The organism is Sphingobium wenxiniae, from assembly GCF_007830065.1.
Lineage (GTDB): Bacteria > Pseudomonadota > Alphaproteobacteria > Sphingomonadales > Sphingomonadaceae > Sphingobium > Sphingobium wenxiniae.
Genome location: NZ_VLKK01000001.1, coordinates 163,394 through 178,766, shown reverse-complemented (window position 1 = coordinate 178,766; position 15,373 = coordinate 163,394). Strand labels below are relative to the sequence as shown.

The window sequence follows — 15,373 nt, the reverse complement described above, 5'->3', positions numbered from 1 at the left end:
ACATTTTTAAACATCACGCTGATGGAACGATTGCAACTGATTGTGTGTGAATGTGATGTCGTGCCTCCTCCCTCTACCTGCCAGGGAGAAGGACGGAGTTAACTTACCAACCGCCTCAATCCCTCCACCGTATCCGCCTCGCTTGCAGGCTTGTCGCGCCGTATCCGCGCGATGCGGGGGAAGCGCATGGCGAGGCCGGATTTGTGGCGTTTGCTGTCGTGGATGCTATCGAAGGCGACCTCCAGCACCAGGGACTTTTCGACCTCTCGCACCGGGCCGAAGCGGTTGACCGTGTTGGTCCGCACGAAGCGGTCGAGCCATTTCAGTTCCTCGTCGGTGAAGCCGGAATAGGCTTTGCCAACGGGGAGCAGTTCGCCTTCCTCCGTCCAGCAGCCGAAGGTGTAGTCCGAATAATAGGATGAGCGTTTGCCGTGACCGCGCTGGGCATACATCATCACGCAATCGGCGGTTAGCGGATCGCGTTTCCATTTGTACCAGAGCGCGGCCTTTCGTCCGGCGACATAGGGACTGTCGCGCTTTTTGAGCATCACCCCTTCGATGGCGGCGTCCCTCGTGCCGGCGCGCAGGTCCGCCAGCGCGTCGAAGCCGGGGGCCTCGATCAGGGCGGAAATATCGAAGCGCTCCGGATCGAGTTGCGCCATGAAGGTTTCCAGCCGATCGCGCCGCACAGTCCATGGGAGCGGCCGGAGATCGTCTCTCCCCTCCAGCAGAAGGTCATAGAGCCGCACGAAAGCGGGATAGTCGTTCATCATCTTCGCTGAGACGGCCTTGCGCCCCAGCCGCTGTTGCAGGGCGTTGAAGCTGGCCGCTTCGCCGCCCTGATAGTCTCCCTTCACCAGCAGTTCGCCGTCCAGCACCGCATCGCCCGAAAAGGCGCGCGCGATATCGGGGAAACTGCCCGTGATGTCGTCGCCCGCCCGGCTGTAGAGCCGCGTTTCCCGGCCCGTTCCGACGATCTGCACACGGATGCCGTCCCATTTCCATTCGGCGGCATAGGCGTTGAGGTCGATGCTTTCCGCCTCCAGCGGATGCGCCAGCATGAAGGGACGGAAAAAGGGCATTCCGCCGGGGTCGGGCCGTTCGGCGCGTCCTTCGGCCCAGTGGAAGAGAGGCGTGTAGGGCGGCTGGAGGACGTGCCATAACTGCTCCACATCATCCACGTCGAGGCTGAAGGCCCGTGCAAATCCGGTCCGGGCCAGACGCGCGGAAATGCCCACGCGCAACCCGCCGGTGGCCAGCTTCAGGAGGGCGAAACGGCCCGGTGCATCCAGATGGTCCATCATCGCGGCCAGCGCGGCGGGCGCCTCCGCGCGGCTAAGGCCGTGGAGCCGCTCCACCACGGTCGACAGGGTGAGCGATCCGTCATCCGTCTCTTCTCCCTTGGGCCATAACAGAGCGACCGTTTCGGCGAGGTCGCCCACATAGTCGCGGCTCATTTCGAACAGCATGGGATCGACGCGGGCGCGGATCATGTCTCCGATGGCGGATGCCTTGACGGCCTTGAGGTCCAGATTGCCGGTCAGCGCGGCGAGCGCCCATCCGCGATCGGGATCGGGCGTGCCGCGCATATAGTCCGCGATCAGCGCGAGCTTGCCGTTGCGCGACCGTGTATAGACCAGGCCGTCGAGAAGCTGGGAAAAGCTTCTCATCCCTCGTCCTCGTCTTCGCGCCCGACCAGCGCCAGCGCACGGGCGCGCATCTGATGGGTCATGCACCAATGCGCCAGCGCTTCGTCGCGTCCGTGGGTGATCCATGTTTCATTGGGCGCGACTTCGCGGATGGTGCCGGTCAGTTCGTCCCAGTCGGCATGGTCGGAAATGACGAGCGGCAGTTCGACATTGCGCTGCCGCGCCCGCTGGCGGATACGCATCCATCCCGACGCCATGGCCGTGATCGGATCGGGCAGGCGGCGGCTCCAGCGGTCGTTGAGGGCCGAGGGCGGCGCGACGACGATGGCGCCGCGCATTGCCTTTGCAGGCAGTCCGGTCGCGAGACGAAGCTCGCCCAGCTCCACGCCGAACGAACCGTAGAGCGCACACATCCTTTCAAGCGCGCCATGGATATAGATCGCATCGTGATGGCCCCTTGCCCGAAGTCCCGCGATCAGGCGCTGCGCCTTGCCCAGCGCATAGGCGCCGACCAGCACGCACCTGTCCGGATTGGCGTGAAGCGCGCCCAGCAGCCGGTCGATCTCGCTGCCGGTATCGGGATGGCGAAAAACCGGTAGGGCGAAGGTCGCCTCCGTAACGAAGATGTCGCAGGGCACCGGCTCGAAGGGCAGGCAGGTGGGGTCGGCGCGCCGCTTGTAGTCGCCTGTCACCACGACCCGCTCGCCCGCATGTTCCAGCACGATCTGGGCCGATCCCAGGACATGGCCGGCGGGCACATAGCGGATGGACACGCCGCCCAATCGGAAATCCTCGCCATAGCCGACCGCCGCGCCCGCCGCCGTGCCGTAGCGCAGCGCCATGATGGCGAGCGTTTCCCTGGTCGCCCATGCGCGGCCATGCCCCCCGCGCGCATGATCGGCGTGGCCATGCGTGACCAGCGCGCGTTCTCGCGGAACGGACGGATCGATCCATGCATCGGCGGGACGCACATAGATGCCGGTGGGATGAGGCTCGATCCAATGGGACATGCAGGCACAAGATGGGAAAGCCCGCATCGGTTCCGCAAGGGTCTTCATGGAATCGGCGCGCGCCGTTCGGTCGGGCGGCGCGCTTTCATGTGTCGCCGCAGGCCGATTTGCCAGCGGCGATCAAGGCATTGGCGGCAGACATGAGCGGCCTCCCGCACGGCCGGACACTCTATTCGCGGCTATACGGGCTGGGCTGATCCGCGTTTGAGGATCAAGCCGCCTTCCTGAGCTCCAGTTCCAGACGGTCCCAGATTTCCACCAGCGCATTCACCAGGTCGCGCATCATGGTTTCATCATGCGCCGGGCCGGGGGTGAAGCGCAGGCGTTCGGTGCCGCGCGGCACGGTCGGATAGTTGATGGGCTGCACATAGGCGCCATATTCGGCGAGCAGGACATCGCTGATGCGCTTGGCCTTGACCGGGTCGCCGACCATCAGCGGGACGATATGCGTGACCGACGGCATGACCGGCAGGCCAGCCTCGCGCATCATCTGCTTGAGCATGGCTGCGGCGGCCTGCTGCCCTTCGCGTTCCTCGCTCGATTGTTTCAAGTGGCGCACGCTCGCCAGCACGCCCGCGACCAGCACGGGCGAAAGCGAGGTGGTGAAGATGAAGCCCGGCGCATAGCTGCGGATGACGTCGATAATCATCTGGTCGGCCGCGATATAGCCGCCCATGACGCCGAACGCCTTGCCCAGCGTGCCTTCGATGATGGTCAGGCGATCGGCGACCTCATCCCGTTCGGAAATGCCGCCGCCGCGCGCGCCGTACATGCCGACCGCATGAACCTCGTCCAGATAGGTGAGCGCGTTGAATTCGTCCGCAAGGTCGCAGATCGCCGCGATGGGGGCGATGTCGCCGTCCATCGAATAGACGCTTTCGAAAGCGATCAGCTTGGGCGTTTCGGGGTCTTCCGCCGCCAGCAGTTCGCGCAGATGCTCTACGTCATTGTGGCGGAAGACACGCTTTTCGCAGCCGGAATTGCGGATGCCCGCGATCATCGACGCATGGTTCAGCTCATCGGAAAAGATGATGCAGCCCGGCAGCAGCTTGGCGAGCGTCGACAGCGTGGCTTCGTTCGACACATAGCCGGAGGTGAAGAGCAGCGCGCCTTCCTTGCCGTGCAGGTCGGCCAGTTCGGCTTCCAGATCGACATGATAATGGGTGTTGCCGCCGATATTGCGCGTGCCGCCCGATCCCGCGCCGACATCGTGCAGCGCTTCTTCCATGGCGGCGACGACCTTGGGATGCTGGCCCATGGCGAGATAGTCGTTCGAGCACCAGACGGTGATCGGCTTCGGCCCGTTATGGCCGTGAAAGCAGCGGGCGTTGGGGTAAGCGCCCTTGTTGCGCAGGATATCGATGAAAACGCGATAGCGGCCTTCGCTATGGAGCCGGTCGATCGCCTGCGTGAAGATATGCTTGTAGTTCACTGAAAGCCCTATTCCTGTGGCCAGCATCCTCTTGATGCGGGCGTTTAGCTGCTCCACGACGCCATTACCAGCGATAACCGTTCGCAAATATAGGGCGAAGTGCCGGCCGTTGGAATCGGACTTTTTGTCCTATAGCGCCTCGATCCGGGCCAGGCCGTAGCCCGCCAGGGCCTTCTCCAGCGCATGGACGTCGTCATTGACGCGCGTGAACACGGCTGTTCCGGGCGGAGGGGCATCCGGCCAAGGCTGGCCCTGCGTCAGATAGGCGATTCGCCGCGCGATGCCTTGGCCGCCATGGACGAAGCGGATGGGATGCGGCGCGGCGGCGGCAAGCTCTTCCTCCACCAGCGGAAAATGCGTGCAGGCGAGCACGGCCACATCCATACGGTCCCCGCCCGGTTGATCCAGCAATCCGGACAGCGCATCGCGGGCGACGGCGGGATCGAGCGTTTCGCCCCGCAATTTCGCCTCCGCCAGTTGCACCAGGGCCGCCGAACCGTGGCGCAGCACGATGCAGTCATTCCCGAACTCGGCGGCGAGCCGGTCGACATAGGGCTGCCGCACGGTTGCGTCCGTGCCCAGCACGCCCAAGACCCGGCTTCGGGAGAGGAGGGCGGCGGGCTTGATCGCGGGCACCGTGCCCACCACCGGAATGTCGAGCGCCGCGCGCACCACGGGCAGGGCGATGGTGGAGGCGGTGTTGCACGCGATCACCGCCAGCCTCGGCCGATAGCGTTCCACCAGACGGCCCAGCAGCGCGGGCACGCGGGCGGCGATTTCCGCCTCGCTCTTCGTGCCATAGGGGAAACCGGCGCTGTCGGCGGCATAAACTACCGGCGCATTGGGCAAAGCCGCCCGTGAAGGGCCAAGGATGGAAAGCCCGCCAACGCCGGAATCGAAGAAGAGCAGAGGGGCTGTGGGCGCGACCGTCATGGGCGTTCACATCTCGCCATCCCGAAGCGGGCTGTCAACCGGCGGAAAGCCCACCTTCGTCATTGCCCGGCGCGCCGGGGACGCTATGGTCGCGCCGCAACCTCCCGTTTCGGAGAGACTATGACGGCGCCCTGGCTTGTTCCCGCTTTCCTGCTGCTGATCGGTTATCTGCTCGGCTCCATCCCCTTCGGCCTGCTGCTGACGAAGGCGACGGGCGCAGGCGACCTGCGAAAGATCGGGTCCGGCAATATCGGCGCGACCAATGTGCTGCGGACGGGGCGCAAGGGGCTTGCGGCGGCGACGCTGCTGTTCGACCTTGCAAAGGGAGCGGCCGCCGTGCTGATCGGCGACTGGATGATCGGCGGCGGCGGTGCGATGGCGGGCGCGATGGCGTTTATCGGCCATTGCTATCCGGTGTGGCTGCGTTTTGCCGGGGGCAAGGGTGTGGCCACCATGATGGGCGTGGTGACGGCCCTTTACTGGCCCGCGGGGATCGTCTTCGCGCTGGTGTGGCTGGGCACGCTATTCGGCACGCGCTGGTCGTCGGTGGGAGGCATGAGCGCGGCGGTCAGCGCGCCCATCGCGATGGCGGTTATGGGGCGATTCGACATTGTGCCGGTGACGCTTGCGCTCGCGCTGATCGTGTTGTGGCGGCACCGCGCCAATATCGCGCGCCTTGCCAAAGGCGCGGAACCGAAGGTCGGAGCGTCCAGGGGGTGAGCGAAAAAGAGCGGTTCGACCGCCTGCGCCTGATCCGTTCGCCGCGCATCGGCCCTGTCAGCTTTCGTCAGCTTCTGGCGCGTTTCGGCACGGCGGGCGAAGCCCTGCGCGCTATTCCCGATCTGGCGGCGCGCGGAGGCGGCAAGGGGCAGGTAGCCGACGCGCGCGCGGTGGAAGCGGAGATCGCGCGCAGCCGTTCCTGGGGCGCGCGATATCTGTTGTGGGGCGATGCGGACTATCCTTTCCTGCTGGAGCAGATGGAAGGCGCGCCGCCCGCGCTGATCGTGAAGGGCGACAGCGCCCTCGCGGCGAAACCCTGCGTGGCGATGGTCGGCGCGCGCAATGCTTCGGCGGCGGCTTGCCGTTTCGCGCGGACCCTGGCGCAGGAACTGGGCGGGATGGGTGCCACGGTGGTATCGGGCCTCGCGCGCGGGATCGACACGGCGGCGCATCGGGGATCGCTCGCCAGCGGGACCATCGGCGTGATCGCGAGCGGCATCGATCAGGTCTTTCCGCCCGAAAATGCGGAGATTCAGCAGCAAGTGGCGGAGATCGGCCTGCTCATCACCGAGCATCCGCCCGGCACCCAGCCGCTCGCCCGTCATTTCCCGGCGCGCAACCGCATCATCGCGGGGGTGGCGGTGGGAACCGTCGTGGTGGAGGCCGCGCCGAAATCGGGGTCGCTCATCACCGCGCGGCTGGCGGGAGAGGCGGGGCGGGAGGTCATGGCGGTGCCCGGATCGCCGCTCGACCCGCGCGCGCAGGGTTGCAACCAGTTGATTCGCGAAGGGGCGACGCTGATCCAGAATGCCGCCGATGTCATGGAGGCGATCGGTTCGATCGACACCGCCATGGTGCGGCAGTCGCGCATGGATTTTTTCGCCGAACCCGTCAGCGCCGACGTTTCGGAGAAGGAGCGCGCCACTGTCATGACTCTGCTCGGCTCCGCGCCCGCGCCGGTGGATGAGATCGTGCGGCTGTCCGGTCTTGGCTCTGCGCTGGTGCAGACCGTGCTGCTGGAACTGGAACTGGCCGACCGTTTGGATCGTCATGCGGGCGGGCGCGTCAGCCTGCGTTGAACGTCCATGGAAGAAAGTCTTGCTGGCGCTTGAGCGACTTACCACTTAATCACCGCACCGCTTGACGCCAGCCGTCAGCGCCTTCCAGACTCGCGCGTACGTGTGAGAATATCCAGAACCGGGGCCTGAATGCAGCTAGTTATCGTCGAATCGCCCGCCAAGGCGAAGACAATCGAGAAATATCTGGGCGGCGATTTCCATGTGCTCGCCAGCTATGGTCATATCCGCGATCTGCCGGCCAAGGACGGCTCGGTGGACCCCGACGCCGGCTTTGCGATGAGCTGGGAAAATTATGGCGACAAGGGCAAGCAGCTCAAGGCCATCACCGATGAGGCCAAGAAAGCCGATCGCCTGATCCTGGCTACTGACCCCGATCGCGAGGGCGAAGCGATAAGCTGGCATGTCCAGGAAGTGCTGCGCGCGAAAAAGGCGCTTCCCGCGAAGGTCGACCGCGTCACCTTCAACGCGATCACCAAGCAGGCGGTGACGGAGGCCATGGCGCATCCCCGCGCGCTGGACGAGGATCTGATCGACGCTTACCGGGCGCGGCGGGCGCTCGACTATCTGGTGGGTTTCACGCTGTCGCCGGTGCTGTGGCGCAAGCTGCCGGGGGCAAAATCGGCGGGGCGTGTGCAATCGGTGGCGCTGCGTCTGGTGGTGGACCGCGAGCGCGAGATCGAGAGTTTCACCCCGCAGGAATATTGGTCCGTCGCCGCGGAGATGGAGCAGGGCGGACAAGGCTTCATCGCGCGCCTCGTCCGCTGGCGCGGCGAGAAGATCGATCGCCTGACCATCGGCAAGGAAGGCGACGCCATGGCCGCGAAGGCGGACGTGGAGGCAGGCCGCTTCACGGTCGAGAAGGTCGAGACGAAGCCGCTCACCCGTAATCCTCCGCCGCCTTTCACCACCTCGACCCTCCAGCAGGAAGCCGCGCGCAAGCTGGGCTTTTCCGCGAGCCACACGATGCGGATCGCGCAGCAGCTCTATGAGGACGGCGCGATCACCTATATGCGGACCGACGGCGTGCAGATGGACGGCAGCGCCATCTCCGCAGCGCGCAAGGCCATAGCGGAGCGCTATGACGGGGGATATCTGCCCGAAAAGCCGCGCCAATATCAGACCAAGGCCAAGAATGCGCAGGAAGCGCACGAAGCCATCCGTCCGACCGATTTCGGGCGGGACAAGGCGGGCGGCGGGGATCATGCGCGGCTTTACGACCTGATTTTCAAGCGCGCGCTGGCGAGCCAGATGGCATCGGCGCGGATGGAGCGCACGACCATCGACCTGCTCGACGGCACCGGCCAGCACGGGCTGCGCGCGACCGGGCAGGTGGTGATCTTCCCCGGTTTCCTCGCGCTCTATGAGGAAGGCCGCGACGATAGCGAGGATGAGGACGGCAAGCTCTTGCCCCGCATGGCGGCGGGCGATGCCCCGGCCAAGAAGAAAGTGACGGCGGAGCAGCATTTCACCCAGCCTCCGCCGCGCTATTCCGAAGCGAGCCTTGTGAAGAAGCTGGAGGAACTGGGGATCGGGCGGCCGTCCACCTATGCCTCGACGCTTCAGGTGCTCAAGGACCGCGACTATGTGCGGGTGGAGAAGAACCGCTTCTTCGCCGAGGAAAGCGGGCGGCTGGTGACGGCGTTCCTTGAGCGCTTCTTCGAGCGCTATGTCTCCTATGACTTCACGGCGGGCCTTGAGGACGAGCTGGACGAGATTTCCGGCGGCCGCGCCCAGTGGCAGGCGGTGCTGGAAGCCTTCTGGCGCGACTTCAAGCCCAAGACCGCCGAGGTCATGGAGCAGAAGCCGTCCGACATCACGGCGGAACTGGACAAGTTCCTCGAACCCATGCTCTTCCCCCCGAAGGCGGACGGCAGTAACCCGCGCGCCTGCCCGATGTGCGGCGACGGGCAATTGTCGCTGCGCGGTGGGCGTTTCGGCGCGTTCATTGCCTGCTCCAACTATCCGGAGTGCAAATATACGCGGAAGTTCGGCCAGCCCGGCGGCGCCGATGGCGGCCAGGATACGGGACCCGAAGTGCTGGGCCAGCACCCCGAAACCGGGCAGGATATCGTCAGGAAATCGGGCCGATTCGGTCCCTATATCGAAATGGGCGTGGGGAAGGAGGCGAAGCGCGGGTCGATCCCCAAGGACTTGCCGGATGGCGAACTGACGCTCGACTGGGCGGTGAAGCTGCTGAGCCTGCCTCGGGAAATCGGGATGCATCCCGAAACGGGCAAGCCCATCGTCGCCAATATCGGCCGCTTTGGTCCCTATTTGCTGCATGACGGCAAATATGGCCGCCTCTCCTCCACCGCCGAGATTTTCGAGGTCGGCATGAACAGCGCGGTCGCCAAGCTGGCAGACGCTGCCAATCGCGGCGGGCGTTCGGCGGGCGGGCGCGAGCCGCTCAAGGTGCTGGGCAAGCACCCGCGCACCGAGGCGGAGATCAAGCTGATGGCGGGCCGCTATGGCCCTTATGTCACGGACGGCACCACCAACGCCACCTTGCCCAAGACGATCGAGCAGGACGCCCTGACGCTGGAGGAGGCCGCGCAACTGATCGACGCGCGCGCGGCGGCGGCTCCGGCGAAGAAGGGCAGGAAGGCGGCTCCCAAAAAGGCGGCGGCCAAGAAAGCTCCGGTGAAGAAGGCGCCTGCAAAGAAAGCAACCGCGAAGAAGGCCGCGGCTGAATAATCATGCTCGGCGGGATCGCGCCCGGATCGATCCCGCCGCCATCATTGCTTCCCGTGTCCGACAAGCCCGCCGCGCCCTGACATGGTCGATGAGACTGGTTCCGCAGGTCCGGAAATTCAATCGACCCAGTCCAGCCCGATATCCCGGTAAATCCCGCGATCTTCCTCCCAATCCTCCTTCACCTTGACGTGGAGGTAGAGGTGGACCCGGCAGCCCAGCAGGGCGGACAACTCGGCCCGTGCCTTCGACCCGATTTCCTTGAGCCGCTGCCCGCCCTTGCCCAGCACGATGGCCCGCTGGGTGGGACGGCCGACGAGTATCTGCTGGTGGATTTCCACCGATCCATCCTCGCGCTCGGTATATTTCTCCGTATCGACGGCGGCTGCATAGGGCAATTCGGCGTGGAGCTGGTGATAGAGCTGCTCGCGTGTGATTTCGGCGGCCATCATGCGGTCGGTGGCGTCGGAAACCTGATCCTCCGGGAAGTGCCATGGCCCTTCCGGCATCGCGGCGGCGAAAGCGGACTTGAGTTCGGGCAGGCCGTCCCCGGTCGCGGCGCTGACGAAGAAAATCTCCTCGAAGCCCAGCGCGTCGTTCAGCTTCTGGGTATGGACCAGCAGCTTGTCCTTCGCGGCGATGTCGACCTTGTTGAGGATCAGCCATTTGCGTTCCGACCGGGCGGATAGGGCTTCGATGATCGGTTCGACCTTCGGTCCCAGTCCCGCCTTGCCATCGACGATCAGCGCGATCAGGTCCGCCCCCTGCGCGCCGCCCCATGCCGCCTGCACCATGGCGCGGTCCAGCCGCCGCCTGGGCTGGAAGATGCCGGGCGTGTCGACCAGCACGATCTGCGCGTCGCCCTCTATCGCGACGCCCATGACGCGGGTGCGGGTGGTCTGCGCCTTGGGACTGGTGATCGCCACCTTCTGCCCCACCAGCGCGTTGACGAGCGTGGACTTGCCCGCATTGGGAGCGCCAACAATGGCAACCACGCCGCAGCGCTGGTTATTGAGGTCAACCGTCAATCAAAACTCCATTCATCCGCATGTCGGCGCGGCTGTTTCTGCTTAATCCAAAAATTGCGACGACGACAGGCTTTCAGCCCATCAGCTTTTCCAGCAGCGCCTTTGCAGCGGCGGTTTCCGCCTCCTGCTTCGATCCGCCCGTGGCGCTCGCCTCGCCCGCGCCCTTGATCGAGACGGTGACGGTGAAGCGCAGCGCATGATGCGGGCCGGATCGGTCAGTCATCACATATTCGGGCGGCTTGCGCCGGTTGGCGGCGGCCCATTCCTGGAGCGTGGACTTGGGATGGCGGGGCGCGCTGGTCTGCGTGTCGACCCGGTTGCCCCAGAGCCGCCGCACCAGCGTGCGCGCTTCGTCCAGCCCGCCTTCCAGATAGAGCGCGCCGATCAGCGCCTCCATCACGTCGCCCAGCACATTGTCGCTGTCGTTCGCGCCGTCGTCGCGCGCCTGTTTGCCCAGCACGAGATGGGTGGGCACGCCCGCCCCACGCGCGATCTCGGCACAGGTTTCCCCGGACACCAGCGCATTGAACCGGCGGGATAGTTTCCCTTCCGGCTCGTCTGAAAAGCGGTCATAGAGCCATTCGGAAATCAGCAGCCCCAGCACCCGGTCGCCCAGGAACTCCAGCCGTTCATAATTGGCGGCATTGGCGCTGCCATGGGTCAGCGCCTGTCGAAACCGCCCCTCATCGCGCGGCGCGCGCCCAATGAGGGCGCTCAGCCACGCCGCCGTGTCGGGCTTGGTCAAAAGCCTTCCCCGATCCGGCTCCATCGTGCGGCGGTGAACCAGGTCCACGGCAGGAACCAGTTGGCGCTGCCGTCGGTCGAGAAGACGGAGATCATCGCCTTGCCCACCAGATTTTCCTCCGGGACCAGGCCGATGCCGCCGCCGTCGACCGCCGGAAAGCGGCTGTCGGCGCTACGGTCGCGATTGTCGCCCATCATGAACAGATGGCCTTCGGGCACGACCACCGTATCGCGATCGTCGGCCGCGCCATCGGGCACGAGATCCAGCACATTATAGCTTTTCCCGTTGGGCAGCGTCTCGCGATATTGCGGATAGCGGCACTGGCGTCCGCCGCCGGGCGCGGCTTCCTCGAATGTCGGGCGATAGCAGGGGGAGGGGCTGCCCTCCTTCTGCGCCGCGTCCACCATATTGGGCGTGACGGGGATCACCAGATCGGCGACACGCTTCTTCGGTATGGCCTGTCCGTTCAGGTAGACCGTGCCGCCGCGCACGGAAATCATGTCGCCGGGCAGGCCGATCACGCGCTTGATATAATCATTCTTCTGGCTGGGCGGCGCCTTGAACACCGCCACGTCGCCGCGTTCCGGCGTCGAGGCGAAGATGCGGCCGGGGATCAGCGGCACGCCGAAAGGCAGGGAATAGCGCGAATAGCCATAGGGCCATTTCGCCACCAGCAGGTAATCGCCGATCAGCAGGCGCGGCTGCATCGATTCCGATGGAATATTGAACGGCGAAACGATGAAGCTCCGCAGGACAAAGACGAACACCGCCAGCTTTGCGAGAAACCAGAGGAAATCCCGCGTTTCGGATTTTGCGCTCATGCTCGTTCGATGTGTCCCTTCGTGATGCCGGCAAAGCGGCCTGTCGCGGCTTTTGCGGGCTTGAATGAGCCGCGTCAAGCACGGGCACCGATGCAAATGGTCCCGTCTTTGACTAAAGAGGGAAAGAATCGACAGGCGCCGCGTCGGTATCGCCAACGTCACAAGAGGATTTCCCCATGCCGTCTCCTGCACAGGCCGCCATCGCGCGCCTTCCGCAAGCTGACCTCAAGTCCATCTTCACGGCCGATCCCGACCGGCTGTCCCGCTTCGTGCTGACGCAGGGGCCGATCCGGTTCGACTGGTCGAAGACGCATCTGACGGACGATCTGATGGATGCCTTCCTGACGCTGGCGCAGGAGCGGGATTTCACCGGCTGGCGCGAGGCATTGTTCGCCGGAAAGCCCGTCAACAACAGCGAAGGCCGCGCCGCCGAGCATCCCGCCGAGCGGGGCCAGGGCAATGCCGACAGCGTCGCGCGGGCGCGGATGTTCCATGCCCGGATGCGCGCCCTGATCGACGCCATAGAGGCGGAGGCGCTGGGTCCGATCCGCCATATCCTGCATATCGGGATCGGCGGTTCCGCGCTGGGACCCGACCTGATCGTCGATGCGCTGGGCGGCGACGGTCTGCGCTATGATGTCGCCATCGTCTCCAATGTGGATGGCACCGCGCTGGAGCGGGCGATCAGCAGCTTCGATCCGCACACGACATTGATCGCCATCGCGTCCAAGACCTTCACCACGACCGAAACCATGCTGAACGCGGCGAGCGCGATCAACTGGATGGTGGAAGCGGGCGTGGACGACCCCTATGGCCGTGTCGTGGCGCTGACCGCTTCGCCGGACAAGGCGATAGAATGGGGCGTCGACGAAACGCGCATCCTGCCTTTCTCCGAAAGCGTGGGCGGGCGCTATTCGCTCTGGTCCTCCATCGGTTTCCCGGCGGCGCTAGCACTGGGATGGGACGCCTTCGAAAGCCTGCTGGAAGGCGCGGCCGCCATGGATCGGCATTTCCGCCTCTCCGCCCCGCATGAGAATGCGCCGCTGATCGCTGCCTTCGCCGACCAATATTATACGCGGGTGATGGGTTGCCAGACCCGCGCGCTGTTCGCCTATGACGAGCGGCTGCGGCTGCTCCCCTCCTATCTCCAGCAGCTCGAGATGGAGAGCAACGGCAAGAGCGTCACGCGGGAAGGCGATCCGGTGGATGGTCCCACCGCGCCGATCACCTGGGGCGGCGTGGGGACAGACGCGCAACATGCCGTGTTCCAGCTTCTCCACCAGGGCACGATCCTGACGCCGGTCGAGTTCGTCGCCTCGATCGAGCCGGGCCATGCGCTCGATCCGGCGCATCACCGGGCGCTGCTGGTCAACTGCTTTGCGCAGGGAGCGGCGCTGATGCGCGGGCGCGACAATCCCGACGATCCCGCGCGGGCCTATCCAGGCAATCGCCCCTCCACGACCATTCTGATGGAGGACGTGACGCCGGAGGCGCTGGGCGCGCTCATCGCCTTTTACGAGCATCGCACATTCGCCAATGCCGTGCTGATGGGCATCAACCCTTTCGACCAGTTCGGCGTGGAGCTGGGCAAGGAAATCGCCAAATCCATCGAGGCGGATGGGCCGAAGGGTTTCGATCCGTCCACCATGGCGCTGATCGGCATCGCTTTGGGCGGCGGGTAGGGATTGCGGCGGGCTGATTGCGGCCGTTTTTCGCCATTCAATGTCCGTCATCCCAGCGAAAGCTGGGATTTCACTTAGGCTAGGTCGTGCCTACGAAGAAAAGAGATGCCCGCTTTCGTCGGCCTGGCGGAAGAAGGGAGGCTGCAACGTCCGCCTTCCACCCACAGCCACATAAAAGCTGTTTGTAACTCCGCCGGGGTGCCGTCATATGCGCGGCATACCCAGTGGAGGCTTGCATGAGCGACTATGATTTCGACCTTTTCGTCATTGGCGCGGGATCGGGCGGCGTGCGCGCCTCGCGGGTCGCCGCCGGTCATGGCGCGAAGGTCGCGGTGGCGGAGGAATATCGGGTCGGGGGCACCTGCGTCATCCGGGGCTGCGTGCCCAAGAAGCTGCTCGTCTATGGTGCGCATTTCGCCGAAGACTTGAAGGATGCGCGCCGTTTCGGCTGGAATGTGCCCGATTGCGGCTTCGAATGGCCGACGCTGCGCGACAATGTGCTGGCCGAAGTGGATCGGCTGGAGGGGCTATACAAGAACACGCTCGACAGCCATCAGGTCGAACTGATCCCCGAACGCGCCGCCATCACCGGCCCGCATTCGGTGCACCTCGCCAGCGGGCGCGAAGTCACGGCGAAACATATCCTGATCGCCACCGGCGCTTGGCCGGTCGTCCCGGAAATCGAAGGGGCGGAGCATGGCATCACCTCCAACGAAATGTTCCATCTGGAGGCGTGCCCCAGGCGTCTCGCCATCGTCGGCGGCGGCTATATCGCCAATGAGTTCGCGGGCATCTTCCACCAGTTCGGCAGTCAGGTGACGCTGGTAAACCGCTCCTCGACGCTGCTGCGCGGCTATGACGAAAGCGTCCGCGACCGGCTGATGCAGATTTCCATGGGGAAGGGCATCCAGTTCCGCTTCAACGCGCAGTTGGACAAGATCGAAAAGATGGATGACGGCACCCTCTGCGTCCATTTCAAGGACGGCGATCCGATCCCTTGCGATGTCGTTTTGTTCGCGGCCGGGCGACGGCCCCATACCGATGGGCTTGGCCTCGAAAATGCGGGCGTGGAAGTCAACGAAAAGGGCGCGATCAAGGTCGACGATCATAGCCGTACCAGTTGCGAGAGCATCTATGCGGTGGGCGACGTGACCGATCGGTTGCAACTCACCCCCGTCGCCATTCGCGAAGGCCATGCCTTTGCCGACACCGTGTTCGGCGGCAACCCTCGCACGGTCGATTATGACTGCGTGCCCTCCGCCGTGTTCAGCGATCCGCCGCTCGCGGGCGTGGGCCTGACCGAGGCGCAGGCGAAGAACAAGCTCGGCACGGTCAAGGTCTACACATCCGACTTCCGCCCGATGAAGAATGTGCTGGCGGGCCGGGAGGAAAGGGCGCTCTACAAGATGGTGGTGGACGCCACCACCGACCGCGTCGTCGGCCTCCACATGATCGGTCCCGATGCGCCCGAAATCCTGCAAGCCGCGGCCATCGCGGTCAAGGCGGGCCTTACCAAGCAGCAGTTCGACGATACGGTCGCCCTCCACCCAAGCATGGCAGAGGAGCTGGTGCTGCTGAAATAG

General features: G+C 65.0%; 12 protein-coding genes. 5 read left to right on the top strand and 7 right to left on the bottom strand.

What is annotated here, in order from left to right; genetic code table 11:
• Nucleotides 1-98 precede the first annotated feature (98 nt).
• The 4 genes from IQ35_RS00775 to murI all read right to left on the bottom strand — a co-directional run bounded on the left by IQ35_RS00775 (nt 99) and on the right by murI (nt 5,024).
• The gene (locus IQ35_RS00775) at nt 99-1,670 is read right to left on the bottom strand and encodes a cisplatin damage response ATP-dependent DNA ligase (protein WP_145071614.1); all 1,572 of its coding nucleotides are present in this window, start codon (nt 1,668-1,670) and stop codon (nt 99-101) included.
• Nucleotides 1,667-2,659, bottom strand: a complete 993-nt coding sequence (locus tag IQ35_RS00770; RefSeq protein WP_145071612.1) for a ligase-associated DNA damage response exonuclease — start codon at nt 2,657-2,659, stop codon at nt 1,667-1,669. Before IQ35_RS00770 ends, IQ35_RS00775 begins: the two co-directional genes overlap by 4 nt.
• A gap of 211 nt (nt 2,660-2,870) precedes the next feature.
• On the bottom strand, nt 2,871-4,091 hold the full coding sequence (hemA, locus tag IQ35_RS00765; RefSeq protein ID WP_021246503.1) for a 5-aminolevulinate synthase: 1,221 nt from the start codon (nt 4,089-4,091) through the stop codon (nt 2,871-2,873).
• 129 nt (nt 4,092-4,220) lie between these two features.
• Nucleotides 4,221-5,024 (bottom strand): glutamate racemase, encoded by an 804-nt coding sequence (gene murI / locus IQ35_RS00760; protein WP_145071610.1) that lies wholly within the window; start codon nt 5,022-5,024, stop codon nt 4,221-4,223.
• A 120-nt stretch (nt 5,025-5,144) separates the two neighbouring features.
• Here murI and plsY point away from each other — a divergent pair, with 120 nt between their 5' ends.
• The 3 genes from plsY (at nt 5,145) to topA (ending at nt 9,517) form a co-directional block, all read left to right on the top strand.
• On the top strand, nt 5,145-5,744 hold the full coding sequence (plsY, locus tag IQ35_RS00755) for a glycerol-3-phosphate 1-O-acyltransferase PlsY (RefSeq protein ID WP_145071608.1): 600 nt from the start codon (nt 5,145-5,147) through the stop codon (nt 5,742-5,744).
• Nucleotides 5,741-6,823, top strand: coding sequence for a DNA-processing protein DprA (gene dprA / locus IQ35_RS00750; RefSeq protein ID WP_145071606.1), 1,083 nt, complete (start codon nt 5,741-5,743; stop codon nt 6,821-6,823). The genes plsY and dprA overlap by 4 nt, the downstream gene beginning before the upstream one ends.
• A gap of 129 nt (nt 6,824-6,952) precedes the next feature.
• Entirely contained in the window at nt 6,953-9,517 is a 2,565-nt protein-coding gene (gene topA, locus IQ35_RS00745) for a type I DNA topoisomerase (protein ID WP_145071603.1), read from the top strand.
• 116 nt (nt 9,518-9,633) lie between these two features.
• Here topA and era read toward each other — a convergent pair whose 3' ends face one another.
• The 3 genes from era to lepB all read right to left on the bottom strand — a co-directional run bounded on the left by era (nt 9,634) and on the right by lepB (nt 12,108).
• A complete protein-coding gene (gene era / locus IQ35_RS00740; RefSeq protein WP_021246508.1) occupies nt 9,634-10,542 on the bottom strand; it encodes a GTPase Era in 909 nt (302 codons plus the stop codon).
• A gap of 73 nt (nt 10,543-10,615) precedes the next feature.
• A complete protein-coding gene (gene rnc / locus IQ35_RS00735) occupies nt 10,616-11,311 on the bottom strand; it encodes a ribonuclease III (RefSeq protein WP_145071857.1) in 696 nt (231 codons plus the stop codon).
• A complete protein-coding gene (gene lepB / locus IQ35_RS00730; protein WP_021246510.1) occupies nt 11,284-12,108 on the bottom strand; it encodes a signal peptidase I in 825 nt (274 codons plus the stop codon). Before lepB ends, rnc begins: the two co-directional genes overlap by 28 nt.
• A 176-nt stretch (nt 12,109-12,284) precedes the next feature.
• Here lepB and pgi point away from each other — a divergent pair, with 176 nt between their 5' ends.
• The gene (pgi, locus tag IQ35_RS00725; protein ID WP_021246511.1) at nt 12,285-13,790 is read left to right on the top strand and encodes a glucose-6-phosphate isomerase; all 1,506 of its coding nucleotides are present in this window, start codon (nt 12,285-12,287) and stop codon (nt 13,788-13,790) included.
• A 236-nt stretch (nt 13,791-14,026) separates the two neighbouring features.
• Nucleotides 14,027-15,373: a glutathione-disulfide reductase gene (gene gor / locus IQ35_RS00720; RefSeq protein ID WP_021246512.1), complete on the top strand. Its 1,347-nt coding sequence runs from the start codon at nt 14,027-14,029 to the stop codon at nt 15,371-15,373.

Excerpts from the sequence above, each read along its gene's own strand:
- IQ35_RS00775 (WP_145071614.1), bottom strand. The coding sequence starts at position 1,670 with ATGAGAAGCTTTTCCCAGCTTCTCGACGGCCTGGTCTATACACGGTCG.
- IQ35_RS00770 (WP_145071612.1), bottom strand. The coding sequence starts at position 2,659 with ATGTCCCATTGGATCGAGCCTCATCCCACCGGCATCTATGTGCGTCCC.
- murI (WP_145071610.1), bottom strand. The coding sequence starts at position 5,024 with ATGACGGTCGCGCCCACAGCCCCTCTGCTCTTCTTCGATTCCGGCGTT.
- plsY (WP_145071608.1), top strand. The coding sequence starts at position 5,145 with ATGACGGCGCCCTGGCTTGTTCCCGCTTTCCTGCTGCTGATCGGTTAT.
- topA (WP_145071603.1), top strand. The coding sequence starts at position 6,953 with ATGCAGCTAGTTATCGTCGAATCGCCCGCCAAGGCGAAGACAATCGAG.
- rnc (WP_145071857.1), bottom strand. The coding sequence starts at position 11,311 with ATGGAGCCGGATCGGGGAAGGCTTTTGACCAAGCCCGACACGGCGGCG.
- lepB (WP_021246510.1), bottom strand. The coding sequence starts at position 12,108 with ATGAGCGCAAAATCCGAAACGCGGGATTTCCTCTGGTTTCTCGCAAAG.
- pgi (WP_021246511.1), top strand. The coding sequence starts at position 12,285 with ATGCCGTCTCCTGCACAGGCCGCCATCGCGCGCCTTCCGCAAGCTGAC.
- gor (WP_021246512.1), top strand. The coding sequence starts at position 14,027 with ATGAGCGACTATGATTTCGACCTTTTCGTCATTGGCGCGGGATCGGGC.